The organism is Paenarthrobacter nicotinovorans (assembly GCF_007670255.1).
Lineage (GTDB): Bacteria > Actinomycetota > Actinomycetes > Actinomycetales > Micrococcaceae > Arthrobacter > Arthrobacter nicotinovorans_B.
In genome coordinates this window covers 154770-170996 of record NZ_SZVS01000009.1, presented here as the reverse complement: position 1 = coordinate 170996, position 16227 = coordinate 154770, and the positions used below count along the sequence as shown (strand labels likewise).

The 16227-nt window shown below is 63.6% G+C and carries 14 protein-coding genes; 8 read left to right on the top strand and 6 right to left on the bottom strand.

Features of this window, described 5'->3' with window-relative positions:
• Positions 1–3: 3 nt before the first annotated feature.
• Genes FDP28_RS14770 through FDP28_RS14760 form a run of 3 tightly spaced genes read right to left on the bottom strand, consistent with a single transcriptional unit; the run spans position 4 to position 5850 of the window.
• Positions 4–3462: an ATP-binding protein gene (locus tag FDP28_RS14770; RefSeq protein WP_144662288.1), complete on the bottom strand. Its 3459-nt coding sequence runs from the start codon at positions 3460–3462 to the stop codon at positions 4–6.
• Positions 3459–4400, bottom strand: a complete 942-nt coding sequence (locus FDP28_RS14765; RefSeq protein WP_144662286.1) for a DUF4194 domain-containing protein — start codon at positions 4398–4400, stop codon at positions 3459–3461. The genes FDP28_RS14770 and FDP28_RS14765 overlap by 4 nt, the downstream gene beginning before the upstream one ends.
• Positions 4393–5850 (bottom strand): DUF3375 family protein, encoded by a 1458-nt coding sequence (locus FDP28_RS14760; RefSeq protein ID WP_144662284.1) that lies wholly within the window; start codon positions 5848–5850, stop codon positions 4393–4395. The genes FDP28_RS14765 and FDP28_RS14760 overlap by 8 nt, the downstream gene beginning before the upstream one ends.
• A gap of 291 nt (positions 5851–6141) precedes the next feature.
• Here FDP28_RS14760 and FDP28_RS14755 point away from each other — a divergent pair, with 291 nt between their 5' ends.
• Complete coding sequence (locus FDP28_RS14755) at positions 6142–6444, top strand: hypothetical protein (RefSeq protein WP_144662282.1); 303 nt, start codon at positions 6142–6144, stop codon at positions 6442–6444.
• A gap of 64 nt (positions 6445–6508) precedes the next feature.
• On the top strand, positions 6509–8473 hold the full coding sequence (locus FDP28_RS14750; protein ID WP_144662280.1) for an acyl-CoA dehydrogenase family protein: 1965 nt from the start codon (positions 6509–6511) through the stop codon (positions 8471–8473).
• 1 nt (position 8474) lies between these two features.
• Here the strand turns inward: FDP28_RS14750 and FDP28_RS14745 are convergent, their stop codons facing one another.
• A complete protein-coding gene (locus FDP28_RS14745) occupies positions 8475–8882 on the bottom strand; it encodes a YchJ family protein (protein WP_144662278.1) in 408 nt (135 codons plus the stop codon).
• Positions 8883–9066: 184 nt separating this feature from the next.
• Between FDP28_RS14745 and FDP28_RS14740 the strand changes: the two genes are divergently transcribed.
• A complete protein-coding gene (locus FDP28_RS14740; protein ID WP_144662276.1) occupies positions 9067–9969 on the top strand; it encodes a hypothetical protein in 903 nt (300 codons plus the stop codon).
• 33 nt (positions 9970–10002) lie between these two features.
• Here FDP28_RS14740 and FDP28_RS14735 read toward each other — a convergent pair whose 3' ends face one another.
• Complete coding sequence (locus FDP28_RS14735) at positions 10003–10494, bottom strand: flavin reductase family protein (RefSeq protein WP_144662274.1); 492 nt, start codon at positions 10492–10494, stop codon at positions 10003–10005.
• Between the two features lie 278 nt (positions 10495–10772).
• Between FDP28_RS14735 and FDP28_RS14730 the strand changes: the two genes are divergently transcribed.
• The 5 genes from FDP28_RS14730 (at position 10773) to FDP28_RS14710 (ending at position 15431) form a co-directional block, all read left to right on the top strand.
• The gene (locus tag FDP28_RS14730) at positions 10773–11807 is read left to right on the top strand and encodes an aldo/keto reductase (protein WP_144662273.1); all 1035 of its coding nucleotides are present in this window, start codon (positions 10773–10775) and stop codon (positions 11805–11807) included.
• Between the two features lie 163 nt (positions 11808–11970).
• The gene (locus FDP28_RS14725; RefSeq protein ID WP_144662271.1) at positions 11971–13074 is read left to right on the top strand and encodes a sulfite oxidase; all 1104 of its coding nucleotides are present in this window, start codon (positions 11971–11973) and stop codon (positions 13072–13074) included.
• A 152-nt stretch (positions 13075–13226) separates the two neighbouring features.
• On the top strand, positions 13227–13604 hold the full coding sequence (locus FDP28_RS14720; RefSeq protein WP_018779945.1) for an RNA-binding S4 domain-containing protein: 378 nt from the start codon (positions 13227–13229) through the stop codon (positions 13602–13604).
• Between the two features lie 211 nt (positions 13605–13815).
• Entirely contained in the window at positions 13816–14484 is a 669-nt protein-coding gene (locus FDP28_RS20675; RefSeq protein ID WP_222120644.1) for a DUF6318 family protein, read from the top strand.
• Between the two features lie 308 nt (positions 14485–14792).
• Positions 14793–15431, top strand: a complete 639-nt coding sequence (locus tag FDP28_RS14710) for a PKD domain-containing protein (RefSeq protein ID WP_260842485.1) — start codon at positions 14793–14795, stop codon at positions 15429–15431.
• 291 nt (positions 15432–15722) lie between these two features.
• Here the strand turns inward: FDP28_RS14710 and FDP28_RS14705 are convergent, their stop codons facing one another.
• A complete protein-coding gene (locus FDP28_RS14705) occupies positions 15723–16214 on the bottom strand; it encodes a DUF3817 domain-containing protein (RefSeq protein ID WP_144662267.1) in 492 nt (163 codons plus the stop codon).
• Positions 16215–16227 lie beyond the last annotated feature (13 nt).

Here is a 16227-nt window from a genome sequence, read left to right as displayed (position 1 = left end):
CTTCTAGCGGAGGACGATATCGACCGGGTTGGCTTCTGAGCGCCAGGCTCCGGGCTCACCCTGCCCGGAAATGACCGGCGCCGTGAGCACGCCGGAACGGTTGGTGCGCTTGTCCCGCAGGATCTCCGTGACTGAGCCCAGGTGCCGGGAGAGGTCGATCACGTTCTCCGGGGCGGCCAGCAGCAACTGGAAGCCAAACTCGTGAAGCGCCTTGATGCCTGCACCCGCGAATTCCTCTGAAGCCAACACAAAAGCCTCGTCCATCATCACGGTGCCGTACGTGGTGAAGCCTTGCTCGGCGATGCCCAACTGGTAGCTCAATGCCGCCGCCATGATGAACGCGGTAAACCGTTGACGCTCACCGCCGGACATCGAGCCGGTATCGGCATGCATGAACACTTCGGTCTTCTTCTTGCCTGCTTTGCCGTTCTTGCCCGGTGCCACCTCGCGGTGTTCCTTGCACTGGATGAAGACGTGCCCACGAACATCCAACACTTCAGCACGCCAGCGTCGGTCCTCGGGTGTCTGGGATCCGAGCCGCTTCACCAGGGTTTCCAAGGACTTGTAGCGGGCGGTGAGCTCGGCGTCGTCGTCGGTTTCAGCCGAACCGGCGGCGGCGCGGGACGGTCGCGTGTGCTTGGTCTTCAAGGCGTTCTGGATGGCGTCCTTGAACACCTTGGCCGTTGCGGGCAGTGTCTGCTTGATGTCCAATTCCAGGAAGCTGCCCTCGTGGAAATTGACCTCCGACAAGATGCCGTTGAGGGGAAGGATGCGGCTGGTGATGCTGCGCCGCTCCTCATCCAGCAAGTGCAGGAGGGTGCTGAAGGACTCGTGCGTGCGCTGGTTGAAGAACAGCCGGAACTCGGCCTCCTGCGCGGGCAGGCCATCGCTGACGATTGCGTGGTAGCGGGCCTCGAAGTCCCCGGCCGCGGCGATCGAGGTGCCGTGGTCGGCGCTGATGGCGCTCCCCCAGTCGCGGACGAAGGCCTCGAACATGCGGGTCAGCCGTTCGGCGGTGGCCTGGCCCCGGGATTCCGCGGCGTGCAGCTCGTCAAGGAGCTTGTTGCGGACACTGTTGGCAAGGTTGTCCAGCTCGTGCAGCTCGGAAACGTCCGCGGCGCCGGCAAAGTACGGTTCCAGGGCCGTAACGGTGGAGGCCGACGGCGGTGACTGCTCAAGCTTCAGCCTCGCCGCGTCGAGGAGGCCGTCAGCTGTGGTCATCTGGTGATCGAGCGTTTTGTACTCGCTCTGCAGCACAGCCGCCACACCTGTGGAGGACTGGTGCTTTTCGCGGACCGCCTCAATGTTGGCCCGCAACGGTTCAAGGTCGGCCTGGGCTGCCAGGGCATCGACCAGGCGTTGCTCAATCCGGGCCAGCTCCTCGGCTGCAACATCGGCGGAAACCTGCTCCCACGGCCGCTCATCTTCAGCCACGCGACGCAGGGCCTCCAGCTGGCGTGCCATACCCTGGTGCGAATCCTCGCGGCTTTGCGCCAACTCCGCGGCCTTTGCAAGCTCGTTTTCCAGCTCGCCAACGCGGGCCGCCACCAGCTCCAGCTTGGAGGCGTTGTCAAAGCCCAGAACGTAGTCCTGCCGACTGGTGAAGCGATCGTCCTTCTCCACCGTGTGCCGGTTCCGCTTTACCACGCCGCCCAGGCTCAGACCCTTGTCCATCGCAGCGAGCTCGTCCGGGTTTTCCACGCACGGGTAGGCGAAGTCGAGGGCGATCCGCTCGCGGATCCATTCGCCGGCGTCGGCATTGGCACCCGAGGTGAGGATGCTCAGCTTGGTCAAGAGGTCGCCGTCGGACACGTCCTCCACAGCCAGCGCGCCACCGGCGAGCGGCTTGGAAACATCAACCGCGCGCAGCGCGCCGCGGACAGTGTTGTCATTCAAATACCGTGTCACGGCGGCGAAGTGCTCCCCCGGAACCAGCAACGTGGTGGCGAGGTTCCGCAGGGCCCTTTCGGCGGCAGGGCGCCACTGGTCCTGTCCTTCGGCGAGGTCGATCAGTTCGCCACCGAACGGCATCCGCTCTTCGGGAACGCCCGTGGCGGCCGCAATGGCGGCCCGGTTCTCAATGCTCGACGGCGGCAGCAAAGACTTGCGCGACCGCAGGGACAACAGCTCCTGCTGGGCCGCCGCAAGTTCCCGCTTCTTGGTTGCGTGGCCATCGAAAGCCTCGAAACGGAGTTCCTTCAGCGCCTCAGAATCGTCCTTCAACTCGATCGAGCGGGCCGCCGCCTGCTCATGAGCCTGGTCCCAGCCCTCGGCCGACCATTCCAGGTTCAACCCGGCGTCCGTCAACGCCTTCTTGGCCGAATCCTCGACCTGCTTGCGCAGCTTCAGGCCCACTTTGGCGTTTTCCAGAGCCTGCTCAATGGCCGAAATGGCGTTGCCGCCCCGGTTGTTGTAGTCCAGCTCGAGGTCGCGCAGCTCCTTGGCCAAGGCGTCACGCACCACGCGCTCCGCTGCAAGCTCCTGCGCCTTGGACTGCGCCAGCTCCTTGAAACGGGCCAGTGTCTTGGCATGGACCGTGACGGCGAGCTGCTGCTTGTAGGCCTCAAACTCCTCGCCAGCCAGCTCGCGGAGGCGGCTCGCGTCCAGCAAAGCCTGCGCGTACTCCTTGTTGAGGGCCGGCACGGGCGCCAACTGGTCGCGCTGCAGCCGGACATCCTCCAGCCGTTGCCGGATGGACATCAGGTTGCTGAATTCCTCCACCACATCGTCCGCAGCGGCCAAGGTAGCCGGGGGGTCCAGGACCTGGTCACGGAAGAACGTGTTGACGCTGCCACCCAAGCCCTTGCCCGCCTGGATCACGCGCAACAACGGGAGTGCTTGGTCGGAGTTGATACCGAGCAAGCGACGGAACCGTTCAGCAAACGCCTTGTGGACATCGAAGACCTGGCCGTCAGGAAAAATCCCCTCCAGAGCGCCCTTGGTAAACCTCTTCTGCGCGATCCCCTCGATCGCCTCGAGATCCAGCGGCTTGCTGTCAATCACATAAAAACGCCCAACGCTGGACTCCGTGCCGTTCTTAGGCAGGTCGAACAGCGCCGATATCGTCACCTTCGTGCCGGCGGCGTTATCAAACGTCAGGGCGACGGCGGACCAGGTGGCACCGGGGCGCTGGAAGGCACTGGCCGAGCTGTCCCCTACTGCCTTATCACCAACTTTGCCGCGCATGTAGGTGAAGGTGGTCCTCTTGTCCTCCACAGCCCCGCCGGCACGCTGGGCAGCGGCCTCATTAGAGCGCGGACGGGCATCGAAAACACGAAGCATCGCGTCAAATAGCGTCGACTTGCCCACGCCCGAGTTACCGGTCAGCAGCGTGCCCTTGCGGTCCACGTGCATGGTGTGGGCGCCATGGAACGTACCCCAGTTGACCACCTGGACCAGTGCCAGACGCATCTGGCCGGGGTTCGTCAGTTCGCCGAGCGGGAGCATGGTTGCGATCGTCACTTGGTGGTCCCTTCAGCGTTGGTTCCGGCAGCCTCCGCGATGGATGCCGCTTCGGCTCCCCCGTCACCGGGGGCGGCATCGGCGTCGTCCGCGTCCGTGTCCTCGTTCGCATCGGAGAGCTCCAGCAGCGGCTCCGTCCCGGATTCGTCTGTTCCCACTGCAACCAGGGCTTCGATGTGGGCCGGGATGTCGCCAATGTTTTCGAACGGGAGGGCCAGGGGGAGGGCGTTGCTGATCGTGTAGCTGTCGTCCAACGGTGTGGGGAGGAGCAGTTGGCGCGCGAGGAGTTTGGTGATGGTGCGGGTCACGACGTCGGAGTCGCGCAGGGCATCTTGCTGGCCGGCCGGGGTGTAGTTGGCTACGAGGTCGGAGATCTCCTCGCGGGTGATCGTGGGGTCGGTCTGGGCTGTGACATGGCGGTCAAGGAGGAGGCGCAGGCGGAGCAGCACGATGGTTTCCACGCGGCTGAGGGCCCGTTGCTGGCGGAGGATGCTGGAGCGGGAGCTGGCCCCGATGATGTCCGGATCAACCGGCCGAAGCACGGCGATCTTGCGGTCGTGGTCCAGTTGCAGGGTGAGGAAGAGCTCGGACAGGCGGCTGCGGAGGATCAACTGGTTGTCCAGAAGGGTGGTCCACAGTTTTTCGTCACGGCCACCGTCAATATACGGACCCTTGAGGAGCTTCACCAGGGCATGGCGGACCTTCATGGGGAGCACCCCGGTATCGCCCGGGAAGAGGGCGGCGCCGTCCACGAAGGTGTCCCGCGGCGTGATGCGGAAGGGGTCGGCGTGCGTGCCCCCGGTCCCGGCTTCAACGACGTCGGCCGACTCTTCGGTGACCTCATCCTGGCCGGCGACCTCATCCGGGCCGGTGACCTCATCTGGGCCGGCGACGTCCTCCTCAAAGGTGACGTCCGTCGTCGTGATGTCCTCAGTCATTGGAATCCTCATTCAGCGTGACGACCGGCAGGTATGCCGTGCGGATGCTGCCGTCGATTTGTTCGAAGTCGATGTGTTCCCATGCGGCGCGGTCGAAGGCTGCGCCGCCCTGAAGCGCCAGGGACAGGAGGGTCCGGACGCTGTTGATGTGCCGCTCTTCGGCCGGCAGGTTTTCCCACGCATCACCAATGGTCGTCGAACCCGCCATGGCGGCACGCACGACGGCGGGCCTCGCCTTGCCGGTGCGGGCGGAACGAACCCGGTCCGAATCGCTGAAGGCGATGGGGTCGGCCAGCCGTGGGGGTGTTGCGAATTCGTCCGGGTCAAAGAGCTTGACCATGGCCAGCGATTCAAAACCCGCGTTGAACAGCACAGGTCCGGGAACCAGGCCGGGCCTGTCACGCTCGTAGGGCAGGGAACGGATGACTTGCTCGGCCTCGGCCAGGACCTTGCGGAGGCTGACCGACTGACGGATGTCGTCGCTCTGGATGTAGGTGTTGAGGCTCTCGGAGAGCTTGCCGTAAATCCGCTGGATCTGGCTGTGCTGGTAACGCAGTTCGGCCACGAGGTTCTTCAGCGTTTCGCGGTCCTCGTGGGAGAGGTCGTCGGCGAACTGCCGGCTGAGCACCTCGCCGATAGCCGAGCGGAAACGAAGCTGTTGCTGCGGGTCCTCCAGGAAAGCGGTAAAGGAACGGAACGTGCGCCCTTCGGGACTCTGCCGCAGCCGTTTGTCCGCTTCCAGGACCTGTGCCATGGTGGCACCCTTGCTAAGGGACTCTTCGATGATCTGGTTGCGGAGTTCACCCACCAGTTCCTCGATGCGGTCGCGCATCTTCTTGTAGTCCGCGGGAAGGCTTGCGGCCAGGTCGAGGATGTTGCCGGCGGCTTCCACGGCTTCTTCGTCATCCAGCAGGCCGTCGAATTCGCCGGAGCTGATGTCCTCCACAAGCTGCTGGCGCTCCTGGATTTCCTCTTCCAAGGCTTCCAGGCGGGCGCTCTGGTCCGGGTTGGTTTCGTTGGCGAGCTTCTCGACATCGCCCAGCAGGGTGCCCAACCGGGAGCCGTTAAGCGTGGAACGTTCGCTCGAAAGGCTGTCGAGGAACGCAAGCACGCGGGCCGCCGGCTCCGTGACTTCGTAGACGATCTGGCCTGACTGGTTGCGTCGCGTCAGGAACTGCTTGCGCGTCCATTCATCGCCGAATGCCTTGCCGTTTTGCTGCCCGCCGAGCGCGGGATCCTGGCGACGGAGCTGCTCAAGGAAAGCGTCGACGTCGGCATGGAACTCTTCGAGCGGAAGCTGCGGCCTGGTGCGGGTGAAGGAGGCCTGGAGGACGGCGATGACCCACGGCGCCGATCGCGTCAGCGCCCAGGCCGGACCCTTCGTCAGCTGTTCGAGGTCGCGGAGCCTCGCGCCTATGGCATCGGCCGAGGACATGGCTGAACGGGACAACTACTCTCCTTCAGCTGCTGCGAAACCTGGCTGGCAGCGGAAACTGCCCCGTACAAGGTTAACGCAGAGCGTCGAGGCGGCGTCGAGCGGCCCGGAAGTGCCGCCGTCGGGCGTCTTACGCAAGGGGGGCCGCAACCATTCCGTGACTTACCCTTCGGTACTGTTTCGATCGCATATCAACGCCTGAATGGCGCGCGTCAGCGCTGGTCGGAAAGCACCCCCGCCCCTAATGTCAGATCATCGACGCAACGACGCCGCGTCGAACCACGCAACGTCGCTCCGGGGGGAACCATGGATTTCGATGTCACTACGCTTGAAACAGGCACGTACGTAGTTATTGGAACGCTGTTCTTCGCTGTCATTCTGGCTGCTTTCATTGCGGCCGCGGCGATGGCAACGATTGTTCTTATCGGCGCCATGGGCCTGGTCTGGTACACCGTCAAGGGTGTCCTGGGCGGCCTTGTCCACGGCATCAACTTTGCGTGGGACCGCTTGGTTCACCACGCCGGACAAGTGGAGATTCCGGCAGAATTCCAGCCGCAGGTTTCCTCTGGCACGGGTAGCTACCCGCGGGTAGCATTGAGGGACAGCTGAAGGGTTCCCACCCACGGCGGACCCTGGCTCCATCACCGGCACAACCGGTTAAAGGAGTTGTCCCATGACGTCCGCTACTGACAACAGCCTCACCGCTGCCAGCGTCAACGCCACGGCAGAGGAAGCCCGCGCCGTCGCCGAAGCCGCGCGCGACACCGAATGGAACCGGCCCAGCTTCGCCAAAGGCTTGTATCTGGGCAGTTTCGACCTCAGCCTGATCCACCCTTGGCCGCAAGCCAAACCTGACGACGTGGAGCGCGGCGAAGAGTTCATGACCCGCTTGCTCGCGTTCGCCGAGACCCTGTCCGGCCGGGTCATTGAGCGCGACGCCCGGATTCCGGACGAGTACCTGGCAGGACTGGCCGAACTTGGAGTGTTCGGGATGAAAATCCCGCGCGAATACGGCGGCCTGGGCTTGTCCCTGGTCTATTACGGGAGGGCGCTTGCCCTTTTGGGTTCGGTCCATCCAAGCCTGGGTGCGTTGATTTCAGCCCACCAATCCATCGGCGTTCCGGAGCCGGTCAAGGAGTTCGGCACGCCGGAACAGAAGAAGGAATACCTCCCCCGCTGCGCCGCCGGCGCCATCACGGCCTTCCTGCTGACAGAGCCCGACGTCGGCAGCGACCCCGCGCGCATGGGCGCCACTGCCGTACTGTCCGACGACGGCGGTTCCTACGTTTTGGACGGCGTGAAACTCTGGACCACCAACGGCGTCATTGCCGAACTCGTGGTGGTCATGGCCCGCGTTCCCGCCCACACCGACGCCGACGGAACCGAGCACAAGGGCGGCATCTCGGCGTTCGTTGTGGAAATGGACTCGCCCGGCATCACGGTGGAGAACCGCAACGCCTTCATGGGGCTGCGCGGCATTGAGAACGGCGTGACACGTTTCCACCAGGTGCGTGTGCCTGCCGCCAACCGGTTGGGCCGCGAGGGCCAAGGGCTCAAGATCGCCCTGACCACGCTCAACACCGGGCGCCTGTCCATCCCCGGCCTGTGCGTAGCCGCGGGGAAGTGGAGCCTGAAAATCGCCCGCGAATGGTCCAACGCCCGCACGCAGTGGGGCCGGCCGGTGGGCAAGCACGAGGCCGTCGGCAAGAAGATCGCGTTCATCGCTGCCACCACTTTTGCCTTGGAAGCCGTGTTTGAACTCTCTGCCGAGATGGCCGACGCCGGACAGAAGGACGTCCGCATCGAGGCCGCCTTGGCAAAGCTGTGGTCCACCGAACTGAGCTGCCGGATTGCCGATGAGCTGGTGCAGATCCGTGGTGGCCGGGGTTTCGAAACAGCCGACTCGCTGGAGGCGCGGGGCGAGCGGGCAGTCCCGGCCGAACAGTTGCTCCGCGATCTTCGTATCAACAGGATCTTCGAAGGCTCCAGCGAGATCATGAAACTGCTGATCGCCCGCGAGGCCGTGGACGCCCACCTTGCCGCAGCCGGTGACTTGGCTTCGGTGGATGCGAGCCTGCAGGACAAGGCGAGGGCCGCCGTCGGGGCTTCAGGCTTTTACGCGAGGTGGCTGCCGAAGCTGGTGGCCGGCGCGGGCATGGACCCGCGGTCCTACGCCGAGTTTGGGCGACTGGGCAAGCAGCTGCGGTTCGTTGAGCGGTCCTCGCGGCGGTTGGCGCGGCAAACGTTCTATGGGATGGGCCGGTGGCAAGCCAAGCTCGAGTACAAGCAGGCGTTCCTGGGCAGGATCGTGGACATCGGGGCGGAGCTGTTCGCCATGGCGGCATGCTGCTCACGCGCCGAGGCACTGCTGCGGACCCATCCTGAACAAGGCGCGGCCGCTTTTGAGTTGGCCGAGGCCTTCTGTGAACAGGCCCGCGTGCGGGTTGACGAATACTTCGACCAGCTGTGGAGGAATACCGACGACGGCGACCACGACCTCTCGCGCAAGGTCCTGGCCGGCGACTACACCTGGTTGGAGGCCGGGATACTCGATCAGTCCGAAGGAACCGGTCCTTGGATCGGCGATGCCGCACCAGGGGCATCAACCAAGGAGAATCTTCACCGCAAGTATCGGTGAACTACTGCCGGACGTCCCCGTCCACGTAGTACCAACGCTTGTCTTCCCGCACAAAACGGCTAATTTCGCGCTGGACTCCGCGTTCGCCGTCGGACCTGTAGTGGGCCGCGAACTCAACGGTCCCCGCGGAGTCCAATGGTCCGCCGTCGCTCGTGCCGAGGATGTCCAACCGGCGCCATTGAAGGTCCGGGTCGAGGTCCATGGAGGCAGGTCGGGTACTCGAATGCCAGGTGCGGATCAGGTACTCGGGGTCAAGAACCACGAATGCTGAGTACCGGGAGCGCATGAGTTGCTCAGCGGTGGGTGCCTCAGCGTCACCACGATGGAAACGGCCACAGCAATCGATGTACTGCTCGCCGGAAAGGCAGGGGCATGCGCCGTTGCGGAGCCGGGTGGTATCAGGAGTCACGACGGGCCAATCCGGGTTGGAAATGAGAGCTGGGCAACATATTTTCCCATGGCAGATAACAGCTTCGAAACAACCCTGTCGGAGTGGGCCTCGACGCGTGATTCCGTCGGTGCCGGACCTTAGGCTGGATAAGCAAGTTGGTGGGCACTGCGCGCATCGCAAAACGACGGCCAGGGGAGGCTAAGTGGAGGATCCGACAACACTCGCCATCAACCTGACGTACTTGGGGACGCTGGGCCTGGCAGTGCTGATGTTCCTGGGCCTTGGGCTGATCATCATCATCACCTTGGTGGTTGCCGGAGTGGGTCGGCTGATATCCGTCATTCTCCTGGCGTTGATCGGGATCTTCCCCAAAAAGGACAACACGCCCATCGTGCACCTTCCTCCGCGGCCTGGTTACGCCCCGGGTCCTTCCTTCGACGAGGCCGGAGATTTGGAACCGGAGGCGGCGCCTGTCGCTGTACCGGTCGGCGTTGCTGCGCCTGCCGTCGCGGAGCCAGTGGCTACTGCCGCCACCGCCGCGGCTCCCGCGGCCACCGCTCCGGCCGCTCCCGCCACTCCCGCCGCTCCCGCCGCTCCCAAGCGGGACCTGCTCGGAGGGGCCCGCCGCAAGATCTCCGGTGCTTCTGCAGCCGTCAAGGACGGTGAATGGAAGAGCAAAGTGGATCCGCGAAAGCTGCCCAAACCGGCGGAGGTCAAGTCAGCGGTCGAGCACCAGACTGCGCACCACCCCATCGTCGTGGCAGCAACCAAGGAACCGCCCGTTCTCGCCAAGGATTGGGCCGACGCCGTTGCTGAAGCGGACCGCCGCGAAGCCGAGCGCGCCAAGGCCCAACAGCCGCCACCCATCAAGGTGACGGTCCGCGACCTCGACGAGCCCGCGCCGTCGTCGAACGGCCAGAATCCAGCGGCCGCAGCCGGTGGCGGGAACCCCGCAAAGCCAGCCAGCCCGGCGAACCCCGCGAAAACAGCCAGCCCGGCCAAAAAGCAGGGCCCCGGCGCTTCCGCACAAGGAAAGCCCCAGGGTCCTGCCCAAAAAAATCCCGGCCAAAAAGGTTCGCTCAGCGGCGTCGCCCGCAACTCCTAGCGGACCCGCAACTCCTAGCGGCAGCGGCTGGTTCTAGGCAGCCAACTGACGGAACGCGGCGCCGTGGTAGATCAGGGGCTTGGACTCGAGGTTGACGTTGATTGCCTTGACTTCGAGAACCACGATCGCGTGATCACCGGCAGGTGCTTCAGAGACGATTTCGCATTCGAAGCCCAGCACCGCGCCATCGATAAGCACAGCGCCTGAGTCGCTGACGCTGGTATCGAGACCGGCGAAGCGGTCCCGTGTCTTCGACGCCAGCTGGAGTGCGTGGGCCTCTTGTCCCTCTGCGAGGACAGAAACGCCAAGCCGCTGGGCCTGCCGAAGCTTGGGCCAGGTGGTGGAGGAGTTCTGTACCGCGAACATGACCAGCGGCGGCTCGAGCGAAACACCCACGGTAAAGGACGACGCCACCAGGGCTTCCGGCGTGAAGTCCACCATCGCACTGAAGGCTGCCACTCCCGACGGGAACTGCGCAAAGGCCGCCTTGATGGCCGCCGTTTCTTCCACTGTGGTCTGTGTCATCCCGCTGTCCCTTTCGTGCGTTTCGTAAGTTCCTTTCCCATAATTCACGTGCTTGGAGGAACAGCAATATTTGTTGATTCGCAAGTCATTTGTGTTGCCGTGTGTCAAGAAATGTCGCGAAGTGTGGCCCCTTCCGTTACTCCGCAAGACGAAAAACGAAGAACTTCTACCATTTGCGTTTATGCCCCACCCCGCCGTGTGTAGCCTCGATTGAACATCCCGTCCATGGCCAACGCCCCCGGCTTGGACACCAGCACTATCCTCCACAGGAAGCCGACATGAGCCTCAACGAGCTACGAACGCTTGGACGCACTGGCGCCCTGATCAGCCCGCTCACGCTGGGTACCCTGAACTTCGGCACCGGCGCCGCGCCCACGGGACCGGCAGAGAGCATCCGGATCATCAAGGCGGCCCTTGACGCAGGTATCACCAGCATCGACACTGCCGACATCTACTCCCAGGGCGAGTCCGAAACCGTCGTTGGCCAGGCCATTCACAGCCGGCGCGACGACGTCTTCCTCGCCACCAAATTCCACGGCCAAATGGGTTCCAACCCGGCGCACGCCGGCAACTCCCGGCGCTGGATCGTCCGTGCCGTGGAGGACAGTCTGCGACGACTGAACACCGACAGGATCGACCTCTACCAAGCGCACCGTCCGGACTACAACACCGACCTGCTGGAAACCATTACCGCCCTCAACGACCTCATCCGCCAGGGCAAGATCCTGTACTACGGCACTTCCGTGTTCAGCCCTGCCCAGTTGGTCGAAGCCCAGTGGATCGCCAACACCAACCACCTGACCCCGCCGGTAGTGGACCAGGTCCCCTATTCCCTCCTGGTCCGCGCCAACGAACGCGACGTCCTGCCCATCACCCAGCAGTACGGCGTCGGGGTCTTGAGCTACGGTCCGCTCGACGGCGGCTGGCTCGCCGGCGGCTACCGGGTTGGCGCCGGGCAGCCCGAGAGTTCGCGCTTCTCGGCACTTCCCGGACGCTTCGACGTGACCGCACCCTTCAACCAAGGAAAGTTGCATGCGGCCGAAGCCTTGGCCCAGCTCGCGACGCGGCACGGGTTGACCCTCATCCAGCTGGCGGTTGCTTTTGCGTTGAACCACCCTGCGGTGACCAGCGTGATCATCGGGCCACGGACCGAGGACCACCTGACGGATTACCTGAAGGCGGCCGATGTGGTGCTCAGCGAGGCAATCCTCGACGAGATCGACGACATCGTTGCCCCGGCCGTCAACTTCCTGGAACGCGACGCCGGCACGGTTGCCCCTCACCTTGAGTACCCGGAACTACGACGCCGGTAGCCATCTTCCGTTATGAGGCCGCCTTTGCGCGCTCCATTCGTGGGTTGGCGCGCAAAGCAGGCCTCACAACGAGCTATTGACGGGTCTCTGCCGTGGCGTGATCCTTGAGCTAAGTGCTGCGGCACTCCGCAGCGTTTCGCTTCCAGTAGAACGCCGCCGTCCCATGTCCAAGAATCACACGAAACAAAAGGCTGCACAGGCCGCCACGTCAGGGCAACCCACCGAAGGCCCCCTCACCCACGAGGAACTCCAACTCTCCGGGCGCAACCACTCCATGCCGTTGGAAGCCTTGCACGAGGACATCACTCCTGCGGGCCTGCATTACCTTTTGATCCACTTCGATATCCCGCTCGTGTCCGCCGAATCCTGGCAGTTGAGGTTGGGCGGGGCCGTGCACCGCAGCCTGGAGCTGAGCCTCGACGACATCAAGGCCCGGCCCGCCGTCACCATGCCCGTAACTCTTGAATGTGCGGGTAATGGCCGGTCACTCCTCCAACCTCGTCCCCTGAGTCAGCCCTGGGTACTCGGCGCAGTGGGCACGGCCGAGTGGACCGGGACGCCGTTGGCACCCCTGCTGGAGGAGGCAGGTTTGGCGCGTGACGCCGTCGAACTCGTTTTTACAGGTGCCGACAGCGGCATCCAAGGCGGGGTTGAAGAGCCGTATGCCCGGAGTCTTTCGATCGAAGAGGCCATGCATCCCGAAGTCATGTTGGTCTACGCCATGAACGGCCATCCATTGCCGCCCCAGCACGGATTCCCCCTGAGGTTGCTGGTGCCGGGTTGGTACGGCATGGCGAGTGTGAAGTGGCTGGCCTCGATTGAGGCGGTGAGGTCGCGGTTCATGGGGTGGCAGCAGGCTGTGGCGTATCACTATCTTCAAGGCCCCGACGGACCGGGCCTGCCCGTTTCCCACATCCGGGTTCGTTCACTGATGGTGCCGCCGGGAATACCCGACTTTTTCACGCGCCGCCGCGTTGTGGACGCCGGTCCGGTGATGCTGGAAGGGCGCGCATGGTCCGGTCACGGCGAAGTGGAACGGGTGGAAGTGGGAATCGACGGGGAATGGATGCCCGCGCACCTCGAACCGGCGCTGGGCGACTTCGCATGGCGGCGGTGGTCCATGGTGTGGGTGGCCAGTCCGGGCGAGCATGTGCTGCGGTGCCGGGCGATGGATACGTCGGGCGCGTTGCAGTCGACCGAGCAGGTGTGGAACTACCAAGGACTGGGGAACAACATGGCCCAGCGGGTAGAGGTGACGGTGCGGTAGCTTGCTTGCGGTGGTTTCGCGGGCCGGTTGCGCCGAGCTGGTTGCGCCGAGTTCGCTGGAACACTGCGGGTAAGCCGGGAAACTTCCAGCGAATTCGACGCTTTCCCGCGTCCTCGCAGTGCGCTTGCCGCCCCGTTAGACTCGATCCAATCATGAGTATCCCGTCATCATCCCCAGCGAACGTCCGCGTTGATGCCTGGTTGTGGGCCATCCGTGCCTACAAGACGCGCTCCGCGGCTACTGCTGCCTGCCGCGCCGGGCATATCCGGATCAATGGAAACCCCGTGAAGGCCTCCCAAAGCGTGATCATCGGCGACACCATCCGCGTCCGCGAGTCCGGCTGGGAACGTATCCTCGAAGTCCGGCGACTTATCGCAAAACGCGTTGGTGCAGAGGCCGCATCGCACTGCTTCACCGACCACACCCCCCCGCGCCCCGTGGCGCCCAAGCTCGGCCTTCCCCAGCGCGACCGCGGCGCCGGACGACCCACCAAAAAGGATCGCCGCGACATGGAGAAGCTCCGCGGCTGATCTTGCGGTGTTCAGCGTAGATTTTGCTGGATCATCAGGCTGGGCGCCCGCCGGAAACCGCGGAATCCCAAGCTTTTGCGACATCGACGTCCCGATCATCCAGCAGAAATTACCTGGCACTTATCCACAGGAGCATTTTTCTGACGTGAATCCCCTCGCGCCCGCTGCTTAGACTGGCCGCCACACCGCCGGAACAGCTTTGGGGAGCTTCATGTCACGCGTTACGTTTGCCGCTTTGTTGTCTTTACGAGGGCCGGCGGTGGTGCTCACCGTTGGGGCCGCTGTGCTTCTCAGTGGTTGCCAGGGCTCCGCAACACCCAGCGGCTCCCCTTCCGAGACAGGCTCGACGACGGCGTCACCCACCGTGAGCGTTTCGGTTCCGGCTGCTTCGGCTACTTCGTCCTCGTCCGGTGCCTACAAACCCGCTGATGCGCAGGGGAAGGCACAGAACGTTCCGGTTCCGGTGATGCCTGAGCTGGCGAAGGAGAACTCGAAGGCGGGGTTGGAGGCGTTCATTGGGTACTGGTTTCAGGAGCTGAGTTACGCCTACGAAACCGGCGATACTGCAAAGGCCGACGAGTTGTCTAACGATACGTGCCGACTGTGCAACGACCTCCTGTCGGGAGTCGCTGCGAACTACTCGAATGGCCGGTGGCTGATCGGCGGGCAGTATCAAACTCCCGTGGTCGAGGTCTTTTGGGCTCCGTCCAGCCCGTCCCAATCAGCAAAAGTTCAGGTTCTGCAGCAGCAGATCCTCTACATGAATGGAGATGGCTCGGCCGGACGGGAGCCAACCGGCGAAACTAATGACGCGGCTGCCTTCTTTGGTGTTTTTGCTGACGGATCTTGGTCCGTAACTGACCTCGGGGTCATCAGGTGATGATCGGAGAGGGAATCCGTACCGCCGTCGTGGGCGCTTTGTTTAGTTTGGCAGCAACCTATGCCCTAGCTCCCGGGATGAACACGACGCCCAGTCCAGGAACTGGCTTCACTGATCGCTCAATTGCTGTCGGCGCTGAGTTCACAGTCGAATCAGCAACCGGTGTTCCTTCGACGAAGCTCGGCAGTGATGCCACCGAAGATCCCTACCAGTACAAGCCGGACTTTCGCTGTACTCTCGGGGGCCCCGGGGCACGTGAAATGGGCTGTCTGACCCTTGAATGCCCACCTACAACACCCGGAGGGAAAGTGGGTTCACCGGTTATCTGGTTGAAAGCACCGAAAGCCGTCACTAACCCGACATTCACCGATTGGCAGCCTGTGGACGGTAAACCTGCGTGCCTCTATGACGCAGAGCCGCAGGACGTCCTGGCCGATATCGCTGCCCGGATCCTCACCGACTTCCGGCAACTCCCCGTCAACCCCGGAACACTTCAAGCCCAGCCGTTCCCCCACACCCTCAAAGGCGCACCCACCAACTTCTACACCAGCACAACCGCACAAAGCTTCGATGTCACCATCCTCGGCCAAGCAGTCCACCTGACAGCCACCCCGACCAGCTACACCTACACCTTCGGCGACGGCACCACCCTCGGCCCCACACCAGCCACCGGATACTCCATCCCCCAAACCGAATGGCTCACCACAGACACCCGCACCAGCCACACCTACACAAACACCGGCAACTACCCAGCCACCGCCACCACCACGTTCACCGGCACCTACTCGGTCAACAACGGCCCACCCCTGCCCATCAACGGAACCCTGAACCTCACCACCCCGCCCATCACCATCCAGGTCTGGAAAACAGAACGAGCCCTCGTCGCCGACACCTGCGAACAAAACCCCCAATCCTGGGGCTGCCCCGGCACCGAACCAACCCACTAAGGCCTCGACACCGCCGCTTCCTGACCCGTTTTGAACCCGAAACAGCTCGAACCCGCCGGAAAATCACGCCATCCGACCTCAAACAAGGTCCGGAAGCCACACAAAGGCCCAGCCGCGGGCCGCCACCACCCACTTTGATCACGAAACCTCCGGTGACACTCCACTCCAACGGCGCGTCCAGGCCATCACAGTTCCAAAGTCGGTGGTGGCGGCACGCGCAAAGACGGGAACCACGGGTTAAAAGAAGAAAAGCACCAGTTCCGAAGAACCGATGCTTCCCGGCCGCAAACATTAGGAGAACCAGGTCCCTGGAGGGCCCATGAAAAGCAGGAAGCTGAACACAACCCCCACGGCAACCAAAGTCACAACAACAGCGAGAACCGGGTTTCGAAGGACCCAGGCCTGGGCCCTTTCAAAGCCCCCACGCGGCGTATCACCACCGGCGGCCAAGCGCCACCCGCCGGCAAGGAGGCCTCGGCGATCCAGCGACTTTTCCAGGGGAATGGTGGCATACGGAATCACAGCGGAGCAGATGGCAACGAGGCCCGTGCGCAGGGACCACTTCTGGTTGATCCAGGTGAAGGCGGCCGTCGCCGCGTAGCAAAGGAAGACGAATCCGTGGATGCCTCCGGCGATGCTCACCCCAACATCGGTAGTCCGGGTGACGTACTTAAGGAACAACCCGATCAGCAACAACGTCCAGGTCACGGCCTCGGCAAAAGCGACGGTACGGAACAAGGCGCGGGGTTGCATGGGAGTCCTCGGGTAGGAAACGGGAGACACTTCCAAACCTACC